22 protein-coding genes and 2 pseudogenes are annotated in these 22,607 nt (G+C 44.5%); 4 read left to right on the top strand and 20 right to left on the bottom strand.

Annotation, left to right across the window (positions count from 1 at the left end; translation table 11 throughout):
- Window positions 1–320, top strand: a 320-nt coding sequence (locus BUB85_RS04015; RefSeq protein ID WP_143160656.1) for an IS66 family transposase, incomplete at its 5' end; no start/stop codon positions are given.
- A gap of 17 nt (window positions 321–337) precedes the next feature.
- A pseudogene (locus tag BUB85_RS22405) lies at window positions 338–517 on the top strand (6-phosphofructokinase); the annotation flags it as partial.
- A gap of 250 nt (window positions 518–767) precedes the next feature.
- On the opposite strand, the gene BUB85_RS20920 reads toward BUB85_RS22405, so the two are convergent.
- From BUB85_RS20920 to ttdA, 6 genes are all read right to left on the bottom strand, one after another.
- Complete coding sequence (locus tag BUB85_RS20920; RefSeq protein ID WP_084533904.1) at window positions 768–3,269, bottom strand: Ig-like domain-containing protein; 2,502 nt, start codon at window positions 3,267–3,269, stop codon at window positions 768–770.
- Window positions 3,242–4,633: a protein kinase family protein gene (locus tag BUB85_RS04000; RefSeq protein WP_073105509.1), complete on the bottom strand. Its 1,392-nt coding sequence runs from the start codon at window positions 4,631–4,633 to the stop codon at window positions 3,242–3,244. Before BUB85_RS04000 ends, BUB85_RS20920 begins: the two co-directional genes overlap by 28 nt.
- Window positions 4,634–5,213: 580 nt before the next feature.
- Window positions 5,214–5,612, bottom strand: a complete 399-nt coding sequence (locus tag BUB85_RS03995) for a GtrA family protein (protein ID WP_073105505.1) — start codon at window positions 5,610–5,612, stop codon at window positions 5,214–5,216.
- An 8-nt stretch (window positions 5,613–5,620) separates the two neighbouring features.
- A complete protein-coding gene (locus BUB85_RS21395) occupies window positions 5,621–5,791 on the bottom strand; it encodes a hypothetical protein (RefSeq protein ID WP_159434615.1) in 171 nt (56 codons plus the stop codon).
- 135 nt (window positions 5,792–5,926) lie between these two features.
- Complete coding sequence (ttdB, locus tag BUB85_RS03985) at window positions 5,927–6,553, bottom strand: L(+)-tartrate dehydratase subunit beta (RefSeq protein ID WP_073105498.1); 627 nt, start codon at window positions 6,551–6,553, stop codon at window positions 5,927–5,929.
- Entirely contained in the window at window positions 6,553–7,452 is a 900-nt protein-coding gene (gene ttdA, locus BUB85_RS03980) for a L(+)-tartrate dehydratase subunit alpha (RefSeq protein ID WP_073105495.1), read from the bottom strand. The genes ttdB and ttdA overlap by 1 nt, the downstream gene beginning before the upstream one ends.
- Before the next feature lie 159 nt (window positions 7,453–7,611).
- Here ttdA and BUB85_RS22575 point away from each other — a divergent pair.
- Window positions 7,612–7,710: pseudogene (locus BUB85_RS22575) on the top strand (helix-turn-helix domain-containing protein); the annotation flags it as partial.
- A 36-nt stretch (window positions 7,711–7,746) separates the two neighbouring features.
- Window positions 7,747–8,469: a LysR family transcriptional regulator gene (locus BUB85_RS03975; protein ID WP_334293100.1), complete on the top strand. Its 723-nt coding sequence runs from the start codon at window positions 7,747–7,749 to the stop codon at window positions 8,467–8,469.
- Here the strand turns inward: BUB85_RS03975 and BUB85_RS03970 are convergent.
- From BUB85_RS03970 to BUB85_RS03905, 14 genes are all read right to left on the bottom strand, one after another.
- Window positions 8,466–9,101, bottom strand: a complete 636-nt coding sequence (locus tag BUB85_RS03970; RefSeq protein ID WP_073105487.1) for a helix-turn-helix domain-containing protein — start codon at window positions 9,099–9,101, stop codon at window positions 8,466–8,468. The genes BUB85_RS03975 and BUB85_RS03970 overlap by 4 nt on opposite strands.
- Window positions 9,082–9,750 (bottom strand): DUF3990 domain-containing protein, encoded by a 669-nt coding sequence (locus BUB85_RS03965; RefSeq protein ID WP_073105483.1) that lies wholly within the window; start codon window positions 9,748–9,750, stop codon window positions 9,082–9,084. Before BUB85_RS03965 ends, BUB85_RS03970 begins: the two co-directional genes overlap by 20 nt.
- A 215-nt stretch (window positions 9,751–9,965) precedes the next feature.
- Window positions 9,966–11,684, bottom strand: coding sequence for an urease subunit alpha (gene ureC, locus BUB85_RS03960; RefSeq protein ID WP_073105479.1), 1,719 nt, complete (start codon window positions 11,682–11,684; stop codon window positions 9,966–9,968).
- Between the two features lie 37 nt (window positions 11,685–11,721).
- Window positions 11,722–12,087, bottom strand: a complete 366-nt coding sequence (ureB, locus tag BUB85_RS03955) for an urease subunit beta (protein WP_073105476.1) — start codon at window positions 12,085–12,087, stop codon at window positions 11,722–11,724.
- Window positions 12,088–12,102: 15 nt separating this feature from the next.
- Complete coding sequence (ureA, locus tag BUB85_RS03950) at window positions 12,103–12,417, bottom strand: urease subunit gamma (protein WP_073105473.1); 315 nt, start codon at window positions 12,415–12,417, stop codon at window positions 12,103–12,105.
- A 21-nt stretch (window positions 12,418–12,438) separates the two neighbouring features.
- Complete coding sequence (locus BUB85_RS03945) at window positions 12,439–13,068, bottom strand: cytidylate kinase-like family protein (protein ID WP_073105470.1); 630 nt, start codon at window positions 13,066–13,068, stop codon at window positions 12,439–12,441.
- Between the two features lie 27 nt (window positions 13,069–13,095).
- A complete protein-coding gene (locus BUB85_RS03940; RefSeq protein WP_073105467.1) occupies window positions 13,096–14,178 on the bottom strand; it encodes a response regulator in 1,083 nt (360 codons plus the stop codon).
- Window positions 14,179–14,194: 16 nt separating this feature from the next.
- The gene (urtE, locus tag BUB85_RS03935; RefSeq protein WP_073105464.1) at window positions 14,195–14,887 is read right to left on the bottom strand and encodes an urea ABC transporter ATP-binding subunit UrtE; all 693 of its coding nucleotides are present in this window, start codon (window positions 14,885–14,887) and stop codon (window positions 14,195–14,197) included.
- Window positions 14,874–15,659 carry an urea ABC transporter ATP-binding protein UrtD gene (gene urtD, locus BUB85_RS03930; RefSeq protein WP_073105458.1) on the bottom strand — a complete coding sequence of 262 codons (786 nt, stop codon included), beginning with the start codon at window positions 15,657–15,659 and terminating at the stop codon, window positions 14,874–14,876. The genes urtE and urtD overlap by 14 nt, the downstream gene beginning before the upstream one ends.
- Complete coding sequence (gene urtC, locus BUB85_RS03925; protein WP_073105455.1) at window positions 15,660–16,739, bottom strand: urea ABC transporter permease subunit UrtC; 1,080 nt, start codon at window positions 16,737–16,739, stop codon at window positions 15,660–15,662. It lies immediately after the preceding gene.
- Between the two features lie 12 nt (window positions 16,740–16,751).
- A complete protein-coding gene (urtB, locus tag BUB85_RS03920; RefSeq protein WP_073105451.1) occupies window positions 16,752–17,645 on the bottom strand; it encodes an urea ABC transporter permease subunit UrtB in 894 nt (297 codons plus the stop codon).
- A gap of 24 nt (window positions 17,646–17,669) precedes the next feature.
- Window positions 17,670–18,902, bottom strand: coding sequence for an urea ABC transporter substrate-binding protein (gene urtA, locus BUB85_RS03915; protein ID WP_073105447.1), 1,233 nt, complete (start codon window positions 18,900–18,902; stop codon window positions 17,670–17,672).
- Window positions 18,903–19,093: 191 nt separating this feature from the next.
- The gene (locus BUB85_RS03910) at window positions 19,094–19,849 is read right to left on the bottom strand and encodes a response regulator transcription factor (RefSeq protein WP_073105444.1); all 756 of its coding nucleotides are present in this window, start codon (window positions 19,847–19,849) and stop codon (window positions 19,094–19,096) included.
- A 5-nt stretch (window positions 19,850–19,854) separates the two neighbouring features.
- A complete protein-coding gene (locus BUB85_RS03905) occupies window positions 19,855–22,605 on the bottom strand; it encodes a hybrid sensor histidine kinase/response regulator (protein WP_073105441.1) in 2,751 nt (916 codons plus the stop codon).
- Between the last annotated feature and the right edge of the window lie 2 nt (window positions 22,606–22,607).

Here is a 22,607-nt window from a genome sequence, read left to right as displayed (position 1 = left end):
CAGAAGTCACAACCAAAAAGCGTGGTCGAAAGAAAAAGACCAAGGTACTAAATCTAATTGACAGACTTGTGAATTACAAGGCATCAGTCTGCTTATTTATAAAGAATCTCTGTGTTCCGTTTGATAATAACCTTGCGGAACGTGATTTGCGCATGATTAAGGTTAAAACCAAGGTCTCAGGATGTTTTCGCAGTGAGGAAGGCGCACAGGAATATCTTACAATCATGAGCTATATTGGGACTGCTCATAAGCATGGAATAAATGCTTTTACAGCAATCAGAGAAGCCCTTTTAGGGAATTCCGATATCATCTTTAACTAATGGAGTTCTGAACAGTTACAAAAGATGTAAATAAAATCTGCAATGAAGAAAAAACAGTTCCATTAGACTGGATCAGCAGCGACGGATCCGATGTGAACGAAAAGTTCATCGCATACGCCAGGCCATTGATTCAGGGAGATGTTGAAATTCCCAAAAAGGACGGTATGCCGGATTTCGCTTATCGCAGACAATGTTAGTTTTTTAGCGAAACAGGTGTTCATAATTTATTCATATATCATTAAAAAAACCTTCATCTAATTAACATTAATTCTTCACGACTCTTCAGTATACTAAGTATATCAAATGAAGGAAATAAATTAAAAACACCATTATCTAGTATTACAATACTATTTGGAATAAACTTTTTCATAATACATGCCGGGAATCCGAAAGGATTACCCGGCATCCTCCCTTTCTAGACATTTTTTGTCGGATGACTGCTCACAATTAATCTGCTTTTCTGCTTCTTCTATGCAACAACAGAAAACCTCCTCCCAGAACGCCTCCCAGTATGGCCACACCTATTACTCCATAAATAATTACCCGTGCCAGTATAGAAAAAGAGGACTTTTCCGCCTTTTTTTCGTTCTCCTTTTCTGTCTTTGAAGGACGTCTGGTAAATACTCTTCGAATCGGCTGCACTACCTTCGCCGATAGTACGGACTGCTCCCGGATGCGAAAATGCACGCTCTGCTCTGTACGGTTACCTGCGATATCCTCCGCTTTTACTGCCACCGAATAATTTCCTTTTTCCTGAAACGGGAACCGAAATACCTGGCTGCTTTTATCTATCTGCTGCTTTTCCCCGTCTATCGTAATCTCTGTTATTTTATCAGAAGCATTTTTCAGGCTGACTGCCAGCGTAACATTGTCCTCGTAGACTGCCCCATCCTTTACATTTCCAAACACTACAGAAGGTGCTGTGTGGTCAATTGTAAATTCGGCATGCTTCTCCGCCTCGTTTCCTGCGGCATCTGTGGCTCTGACCTGAAGGGTATGGCGGCCTTCTCCCGTGATTTTCTCCCCAGTACGATAGGCTTTCCCGTCCAGCTGCATCTCATACGTGTAGGAGGTATGATCCTGGATCATTTCTCTCAGCTCGTAGTTCCACTGGAAGTAGCGCAAAAAGTTTCCATCCAGCTGTTCTACATAACGGATGACCGGGTTCTCCTTATCAATGAGAATCTGCCTGTTCTTTGCGACGCTATGACCTGCCGCATCCTCCGCCGATACAGTGATCTGATACACTCCGTTTTCCTCCAGTTTCAAATGTGCAGTCTGTTTTCCTTCCTTACTGTCCCAGATGGCTTCTGGTAACTCTCTGGATGTTTCCTCAACATCCGTCAGACTTCCTTGGACTGATGCACCTTTCAACACATTTTCCTCGCGAATCTCGCAGATGACATCAAGGCTTCTGCTTGTAATCATACAATCCTCCACTTGCTTTCCGTCCTGATCCTTCACCTCAATCTCCGGTTTTTGCTTGTCTATATGCAGTAATTCTGTGTGGCTGTTCACGTTGCCGGCCCTGTCTGCCGCCTCGACAATGACCGGAATTACACTTCCTTTTTCGGAAACCTCCTGAACCGGGATTGCAACAGTCGCGACATTCTCATTCTCCCATACCGGCGGATGATTCTGCGTCACCTGAACACCGTTCACAAAACACTTCACATTCTCCAGCCCTGCTGAAAGTCCGGTATCCTCCACACGCACCTGTATCTGCGTCTCCTGGTCATACCATGTCTCAAATCCTCGCGGTGCCGTCATCGAAATCGCTGGTTGAACCGACTCACAGAGGAATACCACCGAAGTGACCGGTTCACTGCGGTTTCCTGCCTTGTCCAGTGCTGATGCCTGTACCGTTCCATAAAAGCCCAATGGCAGTAAAAGCTCCACTTCCTCATTTTCAGCCAGCTGCTCCGGCTCCTCACCAATCTTATAACAAATTCCCTTCAGGTCCTCCTCATTTCCACTTTTCCGAATCACCAGCCTGGCCGGAGTATTGTAAAATAGTATGCCCTCACTCGGATCCCGCTCATAGCTTAGCGACACTTTGCCCGGGGCTTTAGTATCTATTCGAAATATATGCTGCTGCACACTTTTCTCAACAACTTCCCAGACTATTACCGGGGCAGGATCGGGATCGGGCTTGGGTTCTGGCTCCGGATCTGGCTCTGGATCTGGCTTGGGCTCTGGATCGGGATCGGGCTTGGGCTCTGGGTCGGGCTTGGGATCTGGCTCCGGGTCGGGGGCAGGATTGGGATTGGGCTTGGGCTCCAGCTTTGGGTTGGGAGCCGGGTCGGGCTTGGGCTCCGGTTCCGGATTGGGAACTGGGTCGGGTGCGGACTCTGAATCTGGCTTCGGGTCGGGAACCGGGTCGGGCTTGGACTCCGGCTCTGGGTCAGGTTCTGGCTTCGGGTCCGGTTCCGGCTCCGGGTCAGGATCTGGTTCTGGATCGGGCTCCGGGTCGGGATCCGATATCACCTCATGGGGTGCCTCCATCCATACTTTCAGGCTGTTCTCCCCCTCCTTCATACAGTTCGACGCAATAAGTTTCTTATCTCCTGCACGTTTCAGTTCCCCGCCTACTGTTTTCCCCTCTGCATCTGTAAATTCGTACTTTGTAACTGCCGTATCATCTTTTGTCCGAATCGACACCTCCGGTTTTTCTGTATAATATCCAAAACTGCCCGGCTTTCTGGAAATTTCAAGTTCGTATTGTTTTATCTTTCCAGAGTCCTCATATTCGCTCCTTCGTTTTGTTTCCTGCGCTTTCACGTATCCAACGCAGTTTATGGTGGAGGTACAGGTCATGAGGCATGTCATTCCGATCACCATGTAAAGACAGACCCGTTTTCTGATTTCACTTCTCCCTGGCATCCGTTTTATCTTTTTGTATTTGCGAACCTTTTTTAGTTCTATTCTTTTTCTTCTTTTTCGATCCATACCTTATCTCCTTCCACCTGAACTCCCTGCTCCCTCTGCAGTTTCTGAAATGCTTTCTCCGACAAAATGCCCGGGGCGCTCTCAACAATCTGCTGCAGATATTTATTTTTCTCCTCCACAGACAACGACGTATCACCGCAGATCATGCCTGCGAACCGGACTCCGATTGTTTGCGTATTCTCCAGCTTTTCCATTGCTTCACTGTATGTGCTGCGAGCTTGCTCCGGCTTTCCGGCTTTTTCTTCCAGATCTGCCCTGCGCTGGTAAAGCTGTTCTAAGATTGTTCCATCCGTCTCGATCGCACATGCCTGCCCATACGCTGCAATCGCTTCATCCACCATTTCTTCCCGGTCATAAGCCGTCGCCAGATACCGCAGCAGCTTACTCTCCAGGCTTCTCGCCTGATCAATCACGATCTTGTTATCTGCCGTCGTATTCTGCTGTATGGCCTCCTCGATCTGCTCCAGTTCCGTCTGCATGTTCTTCATTTCTTTCTCGACGCCACTATTTTCTGCTGTTTTACTATCCTGCACTGTTTTGTTGTTCTGCACAGCAGCATCCTGTCCGGTATCCTCCTGCCCGGCATCTTTCTGCCCGGCATCTTTCTGCTCAGCATTCTCCTGCCCGGCATCCTCTGCTTTCGTGATCGTGCTTTCCTCCGGTACTGTCACGGCTGCACCTGTGACTGCACTGCCCTCGCTGTCGCCACCGCCTCTCCCTGTCAGATGATTCACACCTGCTGCCACGACCAACAGCACCAGAACTGCTGCCACTGCCTGTTTTTTTATTTTTTTGATTTTTGGATGTTGGATCCTTGGAATTTCCTTTTGGATCTGATTGAAATCCTGATATGTTCTTTTGGGGTTCTCCCCTAGACATTTTGAAATGATTTTTGATAATTGGTGCTCTTCCGTTCTGCTTAATGGTGGTTCCACCTGCGTGTGTGCAAGAATATACTGCATTGACTTTCCCAAACTGTACAAATCTGTCTCCAGCCTGGGATTGCCACTCATCGTCAGCACTTTTTTCACAAAATGCCTCCGCATGACTCTCTTCTGCATGTCCCGTATGACAAACTCGTTACTGACCGCTGCCAGATCCAGAAACAGCAGCTTCTTGTCCTCCCGCACCAGAATACTCTCCGGATTGAGATAGCGGTAACACTGGTTTTTTCTGCACCTGTGATACTGTTCAATCTGCCTTGCCAGACTCCGCAGCCATTCAAACAGCTGCGCTTTCGTCACCTGGGGTTCCTCCTTCAAATGCCGGATCAGGAGTTGCCCCTTCACAAAATCCATAGACACGTGGCACCTTCCATCATGCTCCAGAAAGCGGATCACCTCATAACCTTCCAGCTCTTCCATGTAAATTCCTCCCTTTATTCCGTTTACTTTACTGCCTTTTGTTTCTGTCTTGATTCTGATTTGAACCTGTCTTGATTCTGATTTGAACCTGTCTTGATCCCGATTTGATCCTGATTAAAACCTGTTTTGAACCTGTTTTCTTCCTGCTTTAAACTTGTTTTTCCCGGTCCTGTCTACATCGCTGGTTCCGTCTACGAAAGATGAACTCCTACGGGTGCTTTCCCTACCAGCCCGCACCCACCACTTCGTGTTCTTCACACTTGAAGTGGGGGACTTCCTTGATGAGGTTAAACAAATAAGCAGGCGAAAACACTCTCGCACCTGGTAAAGTAAACGATCAAAATTTTGCAATGTTTCGTAATGAAAATGCGGATAGAATATCATCCCGATTGCTCCGGCCTTCCGTTTTATGAAAAACGCCTCTGCAATATAATTTGAAAATGCAACTCACTGTGAATGTGAATCGAAGTAATTAGTATATTACTGCAAGCAAGAAAAAAAAGCAAGCACTTTTTTGTGCCTGCTTTTCCCTCTGATTGATTTTATTTAACTAAAATTATCTTTTTTCCAACAAAAGCCTTTATTTTCCGTTTTCCAGAAAAACCTTTCTGGTGATAAAATTATATACCATCACGATTGCAGTTGCACCAATCTTGGTGATCATGTAGTTGATCCCGAATTTCGTGACACCGATCCACATCACCAGTGAATTAATTCCAAGTCCAATAATACTAAGCACGATAAACACTGCAAAATCCTGTTTCTGGCTCCGCTCTCCGGTGACATTGAACACCCATTTGACACTTAATATATAATTAAATATAACCGAAACGGTAAATGAAATGGCACTGGATAACAGGTAGTTGATTCCTACGACTTCTGTCAGGAAGACCATAATTCCATAATCTATGACAAACGCGCCGCCTCCAACGACTCCAAAACGGAGTATCTGCTGAAATAATGATGTTTTCTTTTCCATAATTTGATTTATTTCTCCTTTGCTTTCGCCAGTGCACCGACATATCCACAATGCACACCAGCCACAGCATATAATACACCATTCTTTACCTCTAAGTCAAATTCATTTTTAAGGATTGCCATGTATTCCAGATCCGCCTGAGTATACGTGGTATAGCTTTGATTTCTTGGATCTGCCATTTCGGTAATCCAATCCGTCAAAGAATAAAAGAAATGACTGGTGAATACAAATGACCATGCATAAGAAGTGGCAATTCCTCCCATACATGGTCATTGTGGCAAATTTTGATTGTTTTTCGTTGACTTGTATTACTATTATTTGATAAATCCTACATGTTTACAGATTTCTTCAATTGCTTTATCTTTTTTCTCATTGAAAATCACTTTGTTTTCTTCAAAAAGGTTCCTTCCCTCTGTATCGATTGATACGATCAGTGGCCCAAATTCTTTTACGCGGCAGTGCCATAAGGTCTCAGGCATTCCAAGGTCTCTCCACTGTGCGTCAACAATTTCTTCTACCTCCGTGGCTGCGACAACGGCATTTCCGGCCGAAAATACACAGTGAATTGCTTTGTAGTTCTTGCATGCATATTCTGTATTCGGTCCCATACCACCCTTGCCAATGATTACTTTTACGCCAGTCTGCTCAACAAATTCTTTCTCAAATTTTTCCATACGCATACTGGTTGTCGGTCCTACAGAAACCATCTCGAATTTGTCATTCTCCAATGGACGGATGATGGGGCCTGCATGGAAAATGGCTGCGTCTCTTACATCTACCGGAAGCTCACGTCCCGCTTCCACCAGCCTTCTATGCGCCACGTCTCTGCAGGTAGTCATGCTTCCGTTTAAGTAAATAATATCTCCAATATGAATGTCAGCAAGATCTTCTGCTGAAATTGGCGTTGTCAAAGTTTTCTTTCCATCTTTCATTTCCAACATTATAACGTCATCCCCGAATGTGTTATGATTGTGTAGTTAAGATCCTTATCAAAAATGATGTGTCCACGTCTGTGAGACCAGCATCCTACATTTACAGCAACTCCAATTGCAGATGGATGTCTTGCTGTGTTTTCGATATGAACACCCATAACGGAATAGTTTCCGCCCATTCCCTGTGGTCCTAAACCGATGGAATTGATTCCATCTTCCAGCAGCTTCTCCATGGATGCTGCATTTGCATTGTCATTGTGGCTTCCCAGTGGTCTCATAAGTGCTTTCTTGGAAAGCAGTGCTGCTGTCTCGACTGACGTTGCTACGCCAACTCCTACTAAGAGTGGTGGACATGCATTCAGACCATAAGACGTCATAACATCCATAACGAATTTTGTTACACCTTCGTATCCTGCCCCCGGCATTAATACCATTGCTTTTCCGGGAAGGGTACAACCGCCGCCTGCCATGTAAGAATAGATTTCACACTGATCGCTGTCCGGAACGATATCCCAGAATACGGTTGGTGTCCCTTTTCCAACATTCTTTCCGGTATTGTACTCATCAAAGGTTTCTACGCTGTTGTGACGAAGTGGTGCTTCAAATGTAGATTTTACAACTGCTTCTTTTAACAGTGCCTCTAACTCACCGATCAATGGAAATTTTGTTCCGCATTTTACCCAAAACTGTAATACTCCGGTGTCCTGACAGCTTGGTCTGTTCAGCTCTTTTGCTAAAACCTGATTCTTTTTCATGGTCTCATAGATAACCTTAGAGAGAGGGCTGTCCTCTTTTTCTGCAAGCTCATCTAATTTCTCAATAATGTCATCCGGCAGCACTTTTGCAATGTAAGACACAAAATTGGCCATATAATTGGTAAGCTGCTCTACTTGTTCTTTCTTATCCATTTTTAATCTCCTTCTCTTTTTTATTATTTTTCAAACCACATTCCAAATCCTATAATTTCATCCATCATGGGAAGAATGGAAATGCAATTGGAAGAATAACCATACTCACAACAGTAGCAATAATAATCAGTGGGAAACCCGCTTTTGCATAATCCATAAATTTGTATCCGCCGACATCACAGTATCGCACAGGCTTCCCAGCAATTATTTGTAACACCACCTGCGATTTCAAATGCAATCAATGAATTGGAAAAAGAGTTTTCAGTCAGCCTGTTTACCCGCACAAAGAATCACATGACACTGACAAAAGAAGGGGAACTCTTCTATCAGAAAGCCTCCAGGTTATTGAAGACCATTAATCAGACCTCCTCTGAATTGACTGACATCGGAAAACAGGTGATTCCAATCCGAATTGGGATTCCGCCTCTCCTTAGCACGATTTTCTTTCCGGATATGCTCATTGAGTTTCAAAAACAATATCCGGACATTCCTGTGGAACTGTTTGAATATGGGTCCATTCGCGCGGCAAAGCTGGTGCAGGAAGATGTTTTGGATCTGGCACTTGTTAATATGAATTTTTATGAAATTGATAAATTGAATTCTTATAAGATTTTATCTGACAAGATTATATTCTGTGTCTCACCAGAACATCACCTCGCGGATGAAAAGAGCATCACAATAGAGATGCTGAAAGATGAACCGATTATGATGTATAATACCGACTCTGTACAAAACAGTATGTTCCACAAGCTCTTTGAAAATGCAGGAATCGCCCCCAACATCATCATGCGTGCGAGCCAGCTGCATACCATTCGCAATTTTCTAAAGCATAATCTGGGCGGTGCCTGTCTTTATTCTTTACTCCTTGATACGATGCCTGAAAATATCGGAATCCCGATTTCACCGACAATCGAACAGGAAATCGGGATCGTATGGCAAAAGGGAAAATACGTAAACAGCCGTGTGGAAAAATTTATTGCGTTCACGCAGGATTATGCGAAACGCTGGTTATTCTAGCATACAAGATCTTCCATCCTGCATCCAAGTACGTTTGCCAATGCCCGTATTGTTCCCCCCGCCGCCTTACTTATGTCCTTCGTCTGCGTTTCATACTGTTGGATCATACGAATACTGACACCTGACTTTTCTGCAAGCTCCCGCTGTGAATATCCGCTTGCCTTGCGAAGCTGTTGAAGCTTCGTGGCATAGCTTAACAGCCGGATTCTTTCACTGATTGCACCGATTACTTTCTGCTCCGGTGCTTCATGCAGTGGATGATAGAGATTCGCCAACTCATACATTTTCATATATTTGTAGATTTCCTGAAAAGGCATCCCAATGTTCCATTGATAATAAGCCAATATCCAACCAGACCAATACTCCGGTGAATAGTCATATTCCACCTGTGGCTTAGGAAATTCCATCTCAATTCCTATTTTCCGGAGCACTTCGTATACCAATTCTGTCCCTGAATGTCCACAAATAATCTTCGGATTTCCAACCTCAAAGGAATGTGCATAGCCGCTCACCAAAAACATTTCCCAGAATTCATCGATGTCCAAATGACACGCATTCACTGCATAGTCTACCATCTCACCCAAATTTTCTCTTGCATCATCCAAATAGTGCTCACTGTATGCGTGGGTCATCCCTGCTCACCTCATTTCTGATTAAATCCATCACATAAGTTCCTTCCATATCCGCTTTGTTCATTTCCCTGAAAAAGGCTTCACGTGCATCATCATCTCTGGACTTTCGTTTCACGAAGTACTCTTCCCGTTCTGCCCGAATTGCATCCACAAACTGAATAGTACGAAACGCCTTCTCACTCTTTAATACATATTGTTCTCCCAGTTTTCCCAGTCTCATAGCATAGGACAGCTGCCCAAAAGATATTGTATTATTAAGAAAAGCTCTTGCAAAGCTAAAATAGGAATCATCTGCACGATATCCAATAATCACATCATATTCCTGAATGTCAAGATGATAGTTGCTCTGCAGCCACTGATATGCCTGCTTCATAACCGGTGTGGACAATCGAATCTCCCGGTATTCCGTTAACAACGCAAGCCAGCAAAGCGTCGCATCCTTTTGGGTGAAAAGATTCAGTATTTTCATCTGGTTTAAATCAAACTCATACTTATTTGCATAGCCGTCCTGTTCCTCTGTACAGGCCCATTCTCTGGCTAATTCCATATGCTCTGTACAGTAAAATCCTTTTCCATAATCATTATATTCTTTTCCTTTCCCATATATGGGCTTTTGGATAATCTCACTCGAACCGTGGTATAAAATCATATTGCCGGACTCCCTCCCATAGCTATATAATCGAAAATATGCACATACAACAAGCGAAAGGTTCTCCAGACCTTTACTTCCATGCACGGTAAATAAAAAGACTTTGTTTTTATCAGTATACACCTACAGCTGTATACTTTCAACAAAGTCTTTTCCATTTCAGCGGTGAAGAATTAATTTTATGTTACTGTTTATACGCCAATGTCCTAAACTACTTAAAACAAATAGTATAACTGCGTCATTGGAAGTGTTTTTGCCGGCTCTGATGTAATTTCCACTCCATCTGCCTTCACTTTTTTGGTTTCAGGATCAATCTCAATTTTTGGAAGTGCATCATTAAAAATCATATCTTTCTTACTGATTGCGCGACACCCTTTTACTGGTAACACTACCTTCTCCAATCCCAGTTCTCCTTTGATATCATTCTCGTATGCCAGTTGTGAAACAAAGGTAACACAGGTTTTTGCACGGGCCTTTCCATAAGCACCAAACATCGATTTCATGATAATCGGCTGTGGTGTTGGAATCGAAGCATTGGCATCTCCCATTTTTGCCGCAATCATAAATCCACCTTTGATGATTACTTCTGGTTTCACGCCGAACATATCTGGTCTCCAGACCACTAGGTCTGCCATCTTTCCCACTTCAACAGAACCGATATAATCGGCTGTGCCTGTAGCGAGCGCTGCATTAATCGTATGTTTTGCAATATAACGTTTTACGCGGAAATTGTCATTCCCCTCCATATCCTCCGGAAGTTTACCGCGCTGCTTTTTATTTTTATCTGCAAGCTGCCAGGTTCTTGTAATGACTTCAGCAGGTCGTCCCATTGCCTGGGAATCTGAATTAATGATGGAAATTGCGCCCAGATCGTGCAGAACGTCCTCTGCGGCAATGGTTTCCTTGCGAATCCGCGATTTTCCAAATGCGATATCATCCGGAATATCACTATCCATATGGTGGCAAACCATCAGCATATCCAAATGCTCATCATATGTGTTTACCGTATAAGGAATGGTTGGCGTTGTGGTAGAAGGAATCACATTCGCCTCGCCTGCCATTACCATAGTATCCGGCGCATGTCCGCCGCCGGCTCCCTCTGTGTGAAAGGTATGGATGGTACGTCCATTGTATGCCTCGATCGTATTTTCCACATTGCCACATTCGTTAATAGAATCCGTATGAATCGCGATGGAAATATCATATTGATCCGCAACGGACAATGAGCAGTCGATTGCTGCCGGTGTGGTCCCCCAATCCTCATGAAGCTTTAATCCACATGCTCCAGCCGCAATTTGTTCGACCAGCGCATCCGGGTGTGAGGAATTTGCTTTACCCAGAATCATAAAATTCATGGGCAGCTCATCCACCGCCTCCAGCATTCTTTTGATATTCCATGGTCCCGGTGCGCATGTTGTGGCAAAAGTTCCGTCTGCAGGCCCATCCCCACCGCCATACATGGTTGTCACACCGGAATACAATGCTGTCTCTGCCTGCTGCGGACAAATGTAGTGCACATGAGTATCAATCGCACCTGCCGTGACAATCAATCCCTCTGCCGATAATATTTCAGTTCCGGTACCTATGACCATCTTTGGATCTACACCGTCCTGCGTATCTGGATTTCCTGCTTTTCCAATTCCGGCAATCAGTCCGTCTTTAATACCAATATCGGCCTTATATATTCCTGTATAATCAATCACAAGTGCATTGGTCAGACAAAAATCTAATGCCCCTGCTTTATTTGTCATACCAGACTTCTGTCCCATTCCATCTCGAATCGTCTTGGAGCCGCCAAATTTACATTCTTCCCCATAAACTGTATAATCCTTTTCCACTTCTACAATCAAATCAGTATCTGCCAGTCGTACCTTATCTCCTACCGTTGGTCCATACATTCCGCCATATGATTTTCTGTCTATTGTAAAACTCATATTTTCTGTCTCCTTTCACATTCCGTAAATGAATCATTTACTCCTGAATAAAGCCTTTTAATTTCGCATTTAACATTGCCTGTCTCTTATTACAGTCAGAGATCTGACCATTGGTAAGATTATTCAAGCCTTTCACAACCTGCCTGCCTCCAAATGTAACCAGTCTTACTTTCTTTATCTCCCCCGGTTCCCAGCGAATTACCGTTCCTGATGGAATATCCAGTTTAAATCCAAACGCAGCCTCCCGCTCAAACTGCAAAAACTTATTCACTTCAAAAAAATGCATATGGGATCCAACCGCGATTGGGCGTTTATCTGGATTTTTCACTTCTAATTCGATTGTTTCTCTTCCTATATTCCCTGTAATATCTTCATTTTTATAAAACACTTCTCCTGGAATCATATAAATTTCCCCTTTCTATCCCTGTTTTCTTATGGGATTATGAATCGTAACCTGTTTTGTGCCATCTGGAAATGTCGCTTCGATCGATACGGATGGCAGCATCTCAGCTACTCCTTCCATAACGTCCTCACTGGTCAGAAGTGTCGCACCATACTCCATCAGTTCTACAACACTCATGTTACCGTCACGGACCCTTTCATAAATATCGGCGGAAATGTATGCAATACTCTCTACATAATTCAGCTTCACACCTCTTGCTTTCCTTCTTGCTGCCAGATCTCCCATGGTAGAGACCATCAATCTTTCACTCTCTCTTGGTGTTAAATGCATAATAATAAACCTCCTTTTTGTTTATAAATTCTGTTTTTTCTTTGTATACCATTCCAGAACATCCACACAGTTCTCTCTTCCCACGCGCGCACTGTTGAGTGTCAGGTCATAGTTGACTGGGTTGGTCCACTTTGCACCTCCGGTATAGTAACGGTAATATGCCGCGCGGTAACGATCCGTCTTCTCAATCAGCTGATCCGCCTCCTCCCGGGACACACCCAGCTTTTTGACAATAGAGTCCACACATTCTGTGCGCGGAGCCTCGATGTATGCACTGACCACGTTTGGAAAATCCTGTAGAACATAATCTGCACATTTTCCGACAATCACACAGGATTGCGACTTTGCGAGTGTCTCAATGATGCGTTTCTGGATATTAAATAGATTTACATCTGAGGTAAATTCTTTCATATAAGGTTCTGCTATGGATGTAAAGGGAACCTTCTTTAAATATCCCAGAATCGTTTTTCGCTGCGTCAGTTTTTCATCGGCCTTATAGAACAGAGACTCATTGATTCCACTGTACTCCGATGCCATTTTGAGTATCTGCGACTCATAGCAGGGAATCCCCAGTCTCTTTGCAAGTTTATTTCCGATCTCTTTTCCACCGCTGCCAAATCCTCTGGCTATCGTAATAATATAATGCTCCATACACATATCCTCCTTTTCGCTTTTCTTTTATACATCGCTTGGAAAGATGAGCCATACGCTGGTTCCTTTCCCCGGTTCTGATTCGATCTTTACATTTCCGCCATGACGGAACATGATTCGTTTTACTGTGGCAAGTCCGATTCCTTCCCCCTCATATTCTTCCGGTGAGTGAAGACGTCTAAAAATCTGAAATACATCTTCCGACTCTGTCTGCTTCATGCCGATCCCATTATCGGTGATACCGTATTTCACACAATCATGCGTCTTCCTAAAACTTACAGAAATACGCGCCACCTCACATGTTCTCGTAAATTTTAATGCGTTACTCAGTACATTCTGAATTACCAGCCTGACCAGCACAGAATCACCCATCAATGATGGAAGCACTTTTTTCTCGAATTGAATTTCCCGATTTTCTTCCAGCATCGACAGTTCTTCATAAACCTCTTCAAAAATTGTATCCATATCCACTTTTGTTTTATCAACCGTCTCATAGAGTGCTTTTGAAAAATGATGCAGACCATCGGTCATATTCGCTGCCCCGGTCGCCTTTTCCAGAATCATATTGCTGATCTTGACTGCTTCCTCCGGATCTCCGCCACTGACTTCATTCTTTAGAAGTTCGGCAAGCTGTCTGATCACATAAAGCGGGGCCCGGATATCATGAGACAGGGTATAGCAGAATTTATCCAGCTCCGCATAGGCTTCCTGAAGCTCAATTCGCTTTCTGGACAGCCGGATACGAACCTTCACACGCTCTAAAAGCTCTTCCCGGATAAATGGTTTGACGAGATAATCGCAGCCTCCTGCCGCAAATCCTTCCCCGATATAATCAGAATCATGATATGCTGTGGCAAACATAACCGGAATATCCTCCGTCGTCTGATCCGCCTTCAGACGGCGGCACATTTCGAATCCGTCCATATCCGGCATGACAATATCCAGAATAATCAGATTCGGAAGGCTGTGCTCAAGGATTTTAAACGCAGCCTCGCAGGAAGTTGCCGCATAAATCCGGCACCCCTCTGCTTTTAATATTTCACTGATGTAACGAATCTGTTCCGGGCTGTCATCAACGACCATCACGGAGTACACAGCTGTTTCGGGCATACCACTATCACCTCTTTTATTCTGTCATGATTTTTTGAATTTCTTCTACCGGAAGTTCCTTCGTCTTCCCCTGCATTACGATACTTCCCTTTTCCATAATGTAGAGCTCATCTGAGATATCAAGCACAAATTCCAGATACTGTTCCACAATCAGAACCGTAATTCCAAGCTCCTGATTGACACGCTTGATTGCCCTTCCAATGTCCTGAATGATTGACGGCTGGATTCCTTCCGTCGGCTCATCGAGGATCAGAATCTCAGGTCCCGTGACGAGCGCACGCGCAATCGCCAACTGTTGTTGCTGCCCTCCGGAGAGGTCTCCGCCTTTTCTTTTCGCAAATTCTGGAAGAATCGGAAACAGATCGTAGATATAATCTGGAACTTTTTTCTCTTTTCCCGCTGTATGAAGCCCCAGTTCCAGATTCTCCTGAACCGTCATCTGCGGAAAAATATCACGTCCCTGCGGCACGTAGCCGATTCCAAGCTTCACACGGTCATAAGTCGCCATCTTCATCATCTCAGTACCATTCAGCTTGATGCTGCCTGACGGTGTGTTTACCAGCCCCATAATACTTTTTAAGGTTGTACTTTTTCCAACGCCGTTTCTGCCAATCAGACACACAATTTTGTGATCGTTCACTTCCATGTCCAATCCTGAGATAACACTGCTCTCACCATAACAGGCATTCACCTGACTAATGTTCAGCATTTCTCTCACCTCCTCTTCCCAGATAGACCGCCTGAACCGTCTGGTCCGCCAGAACATCTGTAATATCACCTTCCATCAAAACCTTCCCCTCATGCAGAACAGTTACGGTATCTGCAATCTGTTTTACAAACTCCATGTCATGCTCTACCACAATAACCGTACAGTCTTTTTTGATTTCCTGTAAGAGCTCTCCGGTTCGGAATGTTTCCGGTTTTCCCATACCGGCTGCCGGTTCATCCAGCATAATGATCTCCGGTTTTTGTACCAGCTGCATTGCGATCTCAAGCCACTGTTTCTCACCGTGGGCAAGAGATCCTGCCGGAACATCTCTTCTGCCTTCCAACCCAACTTTTTCAAGCACCGTCATAATCTGCTTCTCCTCCTCTTTCGAGAGTTTATAAAAAATAGAATTCCAGACACCTTTGTGCCCCTTAAGTGAAAGCATCATATTTTCTATCACAGTCAGTTCGACAAATACCGAGGGAACCTGAAACTTTCGCCCGATTCCTTCATTTACGATCTTATACTCCTTCATCCCTGTCAGCCGCAGATCGCTGCCGTTCTGCGGATAAAAATGAACAGTTCCTGATGTCGGTTTCGTCTTTGCGCAGATGATATCAAGAAGCGTCGTCTTGCCGGCGCCGTTTGGTCCGATAAAGAAATGGATTGTATTTCGCTTCACCTGAATATCTACATCGGTCAGCGCCTTAAAACCATCAAATACAACCGATATATGCTTAATATTCAACACATTTTCAATTTTCGTCTGCATTTACGCCACCTCCTCTTTCCCTGAATGCCGTTTGATCAGGGCTGGCAGCTGCGTCTTAAAGATTCCAACAATGCCCCCCTGGAAGAATACAATCGTGACACAGAAGATAATTCCGATAATATACTGCCAGATGACCGCCAGAGAACCTGAGCTTAAATTATATTCACACATATTGATAAAAAATGCTCCGATCACAGCTCCAATAATGGTTCCACGGCCTCCCACTGCCACCCAGATGACCATTGTAATCGAATAGGAAATGGTCATTTGCGACGGTGTAATGCTGCCGTTGAAATTTACAAAGAGTGCTCCGCCGATTGCCGCAAGGATCGCCGATAATGTGTATACAAAGTTCTTATAATTATTGACACAATATCCGGAGAAGAAAGTACGATTCTCCCCATCACGTATCGCGATCAGCAGCTTTCCGAATTTCCGGTTCACAAGAAACATTGCCAATACGTACACCATAATGAGCACAAGCAGTGTAACCCAAAATAACAGGAGAAGATTTGATTTATTTGCAGGTCCTCTCGTATTTCCAAACAGGGAGGAAACGTCTGTAATTCCGTTATTTCCACCCGTATATTTTGAATTTGCAATAAAAAGAGAATATGCTGCCCACGTCAATGCCTGTGTGATAATCGAAAAATACACGCCCTTGATTCTGCTTCGGAATACGAAGAATCCAATGACTCCGGCGAGAACACCGGGCACCAGTATGATTGCAATCATCGCAAGCGGCAGGGATTCAAATGGTTTCCAGAATGTCGGAAGGTCACTTAATCCTCCCGTCTGCATGAAATCCGTGATTTTTCCGCCATTATCCCGAAGACGAAGATACATTGCCATCGCATAACCGCCCAGACAAAAATAAATTCCATGTCCAAGACTGAGCATTCCGGTATACCCCCAGATCAAATCCAATGCAATTGCCACAATGGAGTAGCACATACATTTCCCAAGAAACTGTACCATAGATGTAGAAGAAATCAAAAGAGGGCTGATCGCCAGCAGCAGTACAATCACCGCAAAACAAATATGACTTCCTTTTTCTTTGTATATCGCTGTTTTTTTCATGCTCTCTCCCTCCTATTCCTCATCCAGACTTCTGCTTCGAATGACAAATAATCCTTTTGGTTTAAACTGTAAAAATATGATGATGATCAGAAGTACAATTGCTCGCGCAATCGATGCGCTCTGGTATGCTTCCACGAAAATGCTGGAAAATCCGATAATCATTGCTCCGATAACTGTACCGAGCAGATTTCCGACACCGCCGAGTACTACCGTCATGAAAGAATAAACGATATAGTTCTGACCGACCGTAGAATCCACGGAGCCAAGCAGCGCCACAGAGCAGCCTGCCACCCCCGCAAGTCCAGAACCAAGTCCGAAGGTGATGCAGTCAATCTTTTTCGAATTGATTCCCATACACTGCGCCATCGCACGATTCTGCATGGTCGCTCTCATCTTTGCTCCAAAAACAGTCTTATTCATCAGAAGCCATACTGCCACAAGACATACGATGACCAGTCCAATGATAAAAATACGATTAAATGCAAACGTAACTCCACCAATCGTCAGCCCGCTTTTCAAAAATGCCGGAGCATTCACGTTCACTCCCTGTGACCCAAAGATGGATCTGGCTGCCTGCTGGAGAATCAGGCTGATTCCCCAGGTTGCCAGAAGACTGTCTATTTTTCTTCCATACAGTCTTGTAATCAATGTCTTTTCTAAAATACATCCCAGAAGGAATGTGATAAGAAATGCCACCGGTATCGACAGCAGATACGCCACACTGCCATTTCCACCGATTATTTTCTGTGTAATATAGGTCATATATGCGCCAATCATAATAAATTCTCCATGCGCCATATTAATGACACCCATCAGGCCGAAGGTCACTGCCAGTCCAAGTGCAACCAGCAGATAGATAGAACTTAAACTCAGCCCGTTAAATAGTGTAGTGATCAAATCTGTCATCCCGAGCATCTCCTCTCTTTTGTCTTATTCTAATGGTTTAATTCCTGCTTTGACTGCCCAGTCATACGTTGTCAGATATGGGTCTGGCTCGACTGGTGCATCTGTCGAATAGACTTCATAAATCAAACCGTCATCCTGAACCTGCCCGATACGGACCGGTTTTGAAAGATGCTGATTCTCTCCATCAATGGTAACGGTTCCTTCCGGCGCATCAAAAGAAATTTTTCCACTGTCGATTGCCGCGAGTACATCCTTTACTTCAAAGCTTTCTGCCTCTTCACACGCTGCCTTCCAGAGATAGACTGCATCATAGGCTGCCTCAGCCGGATCGCTCGTCACACGGTCCTCGCCGTATTCTGCCTTATATGCCGCAACAAATTTTTTATTCTTTTCTGTGTCTGTTGTCTGATAGTAATTCCAGGAAACCATATGTCCGTTTAAAATATCTGCTCCGATTGTCGCAACTTCTTCCTCTGCGATGGAGAATGACATTGTCATATAGTCCTCACTTGTGTAATTTTTCTCAGACATCTGTTTAAAGAAGGATACATTTCCTGTTCCGTTCAATGTGTTGATGATGACATCCGGCTGTGCTGCCTCGATTTTCGCAATGATTGCTGCAAAATCTGTCTGGTCCATATCAGCATATTCCTCACCGGCAACCGTCTGTCCGGCTGCTTCTACCTGCGCTTTGATGATCATGTTGGCGGTACGAGGAAATACATAGTCAGATCCAAGCAGGAAGAACCTGGTATATCCCTGATCCAGTAAATACTCAATTGCCGGTACGATCTGCTGGTTTGGCGCTGCTCCTGTATATACAATATTGCTGGAAGATTCCATTCCTTCATACTGAACGGGGTAGAATAACAACGCATTATAATCTTCAAAAATAGATTTTACTGCCTTTCTGGAAGAAGAGGTCCAGCATCCGAATACAGTCGAGATTCCATCCTGATCCACTAATTTCTCTGCCTTTGTTGCAAATGTAGATGCATCCGATGCTCCGTCTTCTTCCTGGTACTCAATCTGCTTGCCGAGTACACCGCCATCCTCATTGATTTCTTTGATTGCAAGTTTTTCTGCATCCAATACCGCCTGCTCTGAAATTGCCATAGAGCCTGTCATGGAGTGCAGAAGTCCCACCTTTACCGTATCACTCGAACTGCTGTCCGATGAACCGCAGCCTGTCATCCCTACGACCATTGTCATTGTCAGCATTGTTGCTATCAATCCACTGATTACTCTCTTTTTCATAACTTTTACCTCGCCTTTCTATGCTGCCTTTTGCTGCCGGGAAAAAAAGAGGCCACTGCCGTATCGGCAATGACCTCTTTGTCTCTCCCATTCATCAATATTGTTTTGATGTTGTATAAAATTTATCATAGAAATTTGAAAATTCAAACCTTAAAAATCCGACATTTACCATGAAAATTCCGTAATCTTCATCATTCTCGTCCCCGCTTATACTCTGCCGGCGTCATTCCCACACTTTTCTTGAACAGCTGGGAAAAATAGTCTGCCGAGGTATAACCGAGACTGTCACTGATTTCATAAATCTTCTGGCTGCTTTCATGGATTAAATCCTTCGCATACTCCATTTTCAGGCTGTTGTACAGGTTTCGAAAGGTATATCCTGTCCTGAGTTTGAGCTGCTTTCCGAGATAATCCCTGTTCATATTCAAATATTCTGCCACATCCTCCATTGTCAGATTTTCCGATAAATGTTCCTCCAGATATCCGCACAGATTCGCCAGCAGAGAGTCTTCTTCGTTCACCTCATTTTTACTGATCATGATCAGCTTCTGAAGCATTCCTCCCTCGGATGCATCATCTAAAATAACCTTTGCCCGTTCCAATACTTCTAAAAGATCTTTCTCTTCCATCGGTTTTGTGATATAATCCAACGCCCCGAGTTTCAATCCTTCTCTGGCATATTCAAATTCATTATAGGAACTGATCAGCACGAACAGCATCCCGGGATATAGCTCCTTCATCTGTTTCATCATCTCGATACCGTTCATAAGCGGCATTCTGATATCTGTAAATATAATATCCACCGAATGTGTCCTCAGCATCTCAACCGCCTGACTCCCGTTTGCAGCCTCGCACTCAATGGTAAATCCCTGCTTTTCCCACTCCCTCATTCTCGAATAGACATATCTCACTGTGCGGTCATCCTCAACCAGCATCACTCGGTACACAAGCCTCAACTCCTCTCTGCCAATTCGATCAGGCACTCCTTCATTCCTTCAAAATCATACTGCAGACAGCACCGCTTCAAATTCGCTGCCTGTTCTTTCGTCAGATACTTCCGCAGATATTCCAGCTCTCTTTCTGCCATTGTAATCGCCTCTGTATCATATTGATTGCAAAGTGCAATAATATTTGCCACAAGCTCTCTTTTGTTGCTCTCTGCCTGCATTTTCGTAACTGAATGCATCTGCTTTTTTTGCTGCGGAGCTTCTGCCTGTGAAAGCAGGTATGTATCCAGCACCTGAAGCGTAGGCTGCCACAGTGAGACGAAATGCTGCCATTCTTCATATTTCTTTTCTAAAAGTTCTTTCTGCAGTTTCCCACAGGATCTCGACAACGGCATACAACTCAGGTTTCCGGTAACTCCCTTTAATGTATGAACAAGGATCTCTGCCTCCTTATAACATCCCTGCTCAAGATAATTCTTCAGTATTTCTTCATCGCTGCGATGCAGTGAAAGAAAGGATTCTACAATGGCTGCCATTGCCTGTCTGTTTCCGCCAAGCTGTCTTAGACAGTGTTCCTGGTCAAACAATACATTCGCATCTGTATCTTCCTCCATACTCTGCTGATCCACTCCGAGCAGATAATGGCTGAGCCGTGCAAACAACTGACTCTGTCTAATCGGCTTTAACAGGCAATCATTCATTCCTGCCTGGCTCGCCTTCTCACGTACCGCCGGCATCGCATCTGCCGTCAGCGCCAGAATCGGTATTTCTTTATATCCCGGAATCCTACGGATTCGCTGCGTTGTTTCATAACCATCCATATCCGGCATACGAATATCCATCAGGATCAGGTCTATATCTGTCTCGTTTTGAAGAATCTGGATTGCTCTTTCTCCACTGGCTGCTGCGCGCACCTTCGCATGACACATCTGTATCATCTCTGTCTCAACCTGAATGTTGACATCATTATCATCTACCACCAGCAGTTTTTTTCCGCTTAAATCTATCTCCGTAATCGCTATTGCTGTTTTTTTCAGCCTTTCCTTTGATGAGATGGGAAAATCCATACGAAAATAAAAGTCAGAACCCTTTCCCTCTTCGCTTCGCAGATGCAGACGGTGGTTCTGGGTTCCGGCAAGTGCAATAATCTGGCTGCAAATTGGAAGACCCAGCCCGGTTCCACCGTATTTCCTTGTCACAGAGCTGTCACTCTGCATAAATGGCTGGAAAATAATTTCTCTGGAATCCTTTGAAACCCCGATTCCGGTATCAATCACATCAAACCGCAGTGTACACTCCGCTTTCTTTTGTGTCTCTAAGATCATTCGGACTGTGATGCCCCCGCTCTCTGTAAATTTTACTGCATTTCCAATCAAATTTAAAAGTAACTGGCGAATACGAAGCGGATCTCCAACCAGGACTTCCGGGATGGCATCATCCAATTCCATGTGCAGATACAACCCCTTTTTCTCAGCCTGATTTTCCATCACTCCCCTGATTTCTTTCTCAATTTTACGAAGCTCAAAATCAATCTGCTCCAGCTCGAACCGACCGGACTCTATTTTTGAGAAATCAAGAATCTGGTTGATGAGTTCTAAAAGTCCACCGGAAGAATATCGAATATTCCGTACATATTTCTTCTGTTCTGCATTCAGATTGGATCTCTCCAGCATGTAGGTATACCCGTCAACCGCATTGAGTGGTGTGCGAAGCTCATGCGTCATCTGTGCCAGGAAAATACTTTTTGCCTGATTTGCAAGTTCTGCCTCATTTCGCGCTCTGCGCATGCTCTCCTGTGCATTTTTTCTCTGGCAAAGTTCCTGAAAGAAGCAGTCAATCAAATGATTGAAGGATTCAGCAAACAGGACCAGTTCCTTCGCGCCGAAGGGAACGATCTTGGCGTCCAGAATCTGCAGCGCACCGTCATCACTCTCCCCGGTTTCCCTCAGATAATCCGCATCTTTGATCTCCTGCGTATATTTTTTGAGTGGAATCACATACAGGCTGTTCATAAGACTCAGTATAAAACCGATGGCTCCGATTGAAATCACGGCAAGAATGATCTGAATAGCCGTCGCAATCTTCGTGTTGCGCTTTCGACTCTCGACCTCACCATCCAGCCGATTATTCATCGTCGACTGAAACTCTTCGATGGGAGTCATAATCTCCGCCTTATATGCCTCATAATTTTCATCATACAGGATTGCGATGGCTTTCTCCCGCATCTCTTCCGGCGAGAGGCCTGCTGTTTCTTCCGGCCATTCATACGCCATCACTTTCTCAATATATGCCCGCATATTCTCGTCCTGTGGATAGTCCTCCTTCGAGACGTTCATCGCAGTCAAAACCATTTTCATGGAATACATCTCTGTCTCGACCAAAAGGTCTGAGTATTCCTTTGCCGTTTCCAGAAGTGCTTTTTCCTCCTGCGGCGGATTCGTACTCTCAAAATTTTCAATTGCCGTTTCCCGCTGCCTGCTCTCGTATATCTCATACCAATAGTTATAAAAATGCTCCATCTGTCCCGTGACGGCATAATAACGCACCTCTGCGGTCAAGTAATCAGATGCATCGGCAAGTGTTTCCCCCTGCTCACGGTACTGGTTTCTTCTCGTCTGTGCATCTTCCTCCTGCGTAATTGACGTATTCATATAGCAGGTACTAAAGATCATGGACATCGCCACGCCTGCAAATATAATCATCGAAAGAATCCAAATATACCGGCTGCTCTGCAGGCGGCTTTTCAAAGGTTCCATGC

Origin of the sequence: Hespellia stercorisuis DSM 15480, assembly GCF_900142165.1 — a bacterium.
GTDB classification, from domain to species: Bacteria; Bacillota; Clostridia; order Lachnospirales; family Lachnospiraceae; genus Hespellia; species Hespellia stercorisuis.
The sequence above is the reverse complement of the archived record's forward strand: the minus strand, read 5'-3'. Positions and strand labels throughout refer to the sequence as shown.

Coding starts and splice junctions, on each gene's coding strand:
- urtE (WP_073105464.1), bottom strand. CDS start 14,887: ATGCTGAACATTAGTCAGGTGAATGCCTGTTATGGTGAGAGCAGTGTT.
- ureC (WP_073105479.1), bottom strand. CDS start 11,684: ATGAGTTTTACAATAGACAGAAAATCATATGGCGGAATGTATGGACCA.
- BUB85_RS03965 (WP_073105483.1), bottom strand. CDS start 9,750: ATGATTTTATACCACGGTTCGAGTGAGATTATCCAAAAGCCCATATAT.
- BUB85_RS03970 (WP_073105487.1), bottom strand. CDS start 9,101: ATGACCCACGCATACAGTGAGCACTATTTGGATGATGCAAGAGAAAAT.
- BUB85_RS03945 (WP_073105470.1), bottom strand. CDS start 13,068: ATGGAGCATTATATTATTACGATAGCCAGAGGATTTGGCAGCGGTGGA.
- BUB85_RS04000 (WP_073105509.1), bottom strand. CDS start 4,633: ATGGAAGAGCTGGAAGGTTATGAGGTGATCCGCTTTCTGGAGCATGAT.
- ureB (WP_073105476.1), bottom strand. CDS start 12,087: ATGATTCCAGGAGAAGTGTTTTATAAAAATGAAGATATTACAGGGAAT.
- urtB (WP_073105451.1), bottom strand. CDS start 17,645: ATGACAGATTTGATCACTACACTATTTAACGGGCTGAGTTTAAGTTCT.
- urtA (WP_073105447.1), bottom strand. CDS start 18,902: ATGAAAAAGAGAGTAATCAGTGGATTGATAGCAACAATGCTGACAATG.
- ttdB (WP_073105498.1), bottom strand. CDS start 6,553: ATGTTGGAAATGAAAGATGGAAAGAAAACTTTGACAACGCCAATTTCA.
- BUB85_RS03940 (WP_073105467.1), bottom strand. CDS start 14,178: ATGCCCGAAACAGCTGTGTACTCCGTGATGGTCGTTGATGACAGCCCG.
- ttdA (WP_073105495.1), bottom strand. CDS start 7,452: ATGGATAAGAAAGAACAAGTAGAGCAGCTTACCAATTATATGGCCAAT.
- urtC (WP_073105455.1), bottom strand. CDS start 16,739: ATGAAAAAAACAGCGATATACAAAGAAAAAGGAAGTCATATTTGTTTT.
- ureA (WP_073105473.1), bottom strand. CDS start 12,417: ATGCATTTAACACCAAGAGAGAGTGAAAGATTGATGGTCTCTACCATG.
- BUB85_RS03905 (WP_073105441.1), bottom strand. CDS start 22,605: ATGGAACCTTTGAAAAGCCGCCTGCAGAGCAGCCGGTATATTTGGATT.
- BUB85_RS21395 (WP_159434615.1), bottom strand. CDS start 5,791: ATGGCAGATCCAAGAAATCAAAGCTATACCACGTATACTCAGGCGGAT.
- BUB85_RS20920 (WP_084533904.1), bottom strand. CDS start 3,269: ATGGATCGAAAAAGAAGAAAAAGAATAGAACTAAAAAAGGTTCGCAAA.
- BUB85_RS03995 (WP_073105505.1), bottom strand. CDS start 5,612: ATGGAAAAGAAAACATCATTATTTCAGCAGATACTCCGTTTTGGAGTC.
- urtD (WP_073105458.1), bottom strand. CDS start 15,659: ATGCAGACGAAAATTGAAAATGTGTTGAATATTAAGCATATATCGGTT.
- BUB85_RS03975 (WP_334293100.1), top strand. CDS start 7,747: ATGACACTGACAAAAGAAGGGGAACTCTTCTATCAGAAAGCCTCCAGG.